This window comes from Endozoicomonas sp. SESOKO2, from assembly GCF_024606245.1.
Taxonomy (GTDB): domain Bacteria; phylum Pseudomonadota; class Gammaproteobacteria; order Pseudomonadales; family Endozoicomonadaceae; genus Endozoicomonas_A.
Genome location: NZ_JAHHPQ010000014.1, coordinates 1 through 1,627 on the forward strand (window position 1 = coordinate 1; position 1,627 = coordinate 1,627).

The 1,627-nt window shown below is 48.2% G+C and carries 2 protein-coding genes; both read left to right on the top strand.

The genetic code is table 11. The features are described 5' to 3' along the window. Window positions 1-269: hypothetical protein (locus tag KDK17_RS00380; protein WP_257274739.1), on the top strand; the 269-nt coding region annotated here is incomplete at its 5' end. A 381-nt stretch (window positions 270-650) separates the two neighbouring features. Beyond that, window positions 651-1,627 (top strand): hypothetical protein (locus tag KDK17_RS00385; RefSeq protein WP_257287088.1); only part of this gene is annotated, 977 nt, incomplete at its 3' end.

Sequence of the window (1,627 nt, forward strand, 5' to 3'; positions counted from 1 at the left end):
GTTTATGGTTAAAGCTCAACCAGACAGAAGTTTTTGGCACCGAAATACTGACATTGCTGGACGAGTACAGGGATGAAATGGAGCTTATGCATGCCGTTACCGTCCTTAAAAAAGCCAAAATCGATATTGCTGACGACATGCTGGAAAAATGGAGACAACGGGCATTCAGCAAAATAAAGCGCTTAAAAAGGCAAGACCCATTATTATCAGAGATTGATCCTGATGTTTATCAAAGTTGTCAGGAATTAGAGTTGCTTGATCTTCGCTAACTCCGTTCATGGCACAATGGCCAATGCGCTGCTATACATTGGTGCAAATAGCAAAGGTCAATCAATGAGCCTGGGTCTATGCGACGCCCACAAAAAAACAAAGCTATCTGCTCGATGGTTCAATCACTGCTTCTGTTAGTGACCATAATGTTTGGGGAGTCACTGCCCGCAGTGGGATTGGTCGGCTCAAATCCGCTACCAGCAAATTTCTTATACACTAATAAGTTGGCTGAACCTGAACCGCCCGACCTTCATTCGGTTGGGTTTATGCCACTCGCCCTCCGTTTGCTTAAGCTGCTGCCGAATAACAGACCTCTTGCGTCTCTCCAACGGCCTCCCCTACCCCTTTGGCCAATGAAGCATACACACCGCATTGATCTCATGCTTGTGCCCCCTGAGACGCCAGAGCACTCTTCCACTGCGCTGATCGCCATCGGCGCTGCCGGGGGAGACGATGGCGATAAGCCACCTGACGGAAACCACTGGAATCCTGACCCAAAGCCCGTGCCTGACCTTGCCTCTGTTCTTGGCCCTGTTCAAAAATGCCTGCAACAAAAAAGGCAACTGCTTCGAATGTTACGGATCAAACGGCAATGGGCAACTATGACGGGGCAATCCATGCTGGCTCGAATTTTGTCAGACCGGATCATGGTGATTGAAGCGGATCTTTTCGATCTCGAAAGATCAGGGCCTGCCATGATGTATTCGTGTCTGGTTCAGACATGGCTGACAGAGAATGGTCAGGAACTTAGTGTTTACCGTGAGATCGCTGCTGGCAAATATTCAGGCCGTCAGGCAGGTACCGGGAAAAACGGCCAGCACTCCAGAACGACCAAAGCATCAACGACCAGAACAACAGGCCAATCCGGCCAGATTTGCGAAGTCGCTGCCGGTAACCAGAAAACCGGCTCGACAGACGGCAGTGGTCTCGGAGGCCATGACCCACTGAAACCCTCAATTTTTCAGGATACCGGAAGTTCGGTTGTCACTTGTTCAAAATGTGACAAGGCACTGAATACACAGGAATTAAGTCGTATAGCCAATGAGCTATCAGATCCAGCGTTTTTGTGCAACAAGTGCCTTTCGGGCACTAACAAAAATAAAAGAGCAAAACGAATCCGGGAAGAAACAGAGCGGGATTCATCAGAACCCGTTCAGAAAAAAAACAAGGGCTCGGGTAGAAAGAGGACTGATTCAAAAGCAGCTGCCGGACCAGCGGCCAAAAAAAAGAAAACGGCAGACACTCAGATCCCCGACGACCCATTGGAACAAGTGAAAGAAAATATCCATTACGAATTAAGTAAGGAAGAGCTGGAAAAAGCGCAAACCCTGATAGAGATATGCAAGAAAAAAAACAT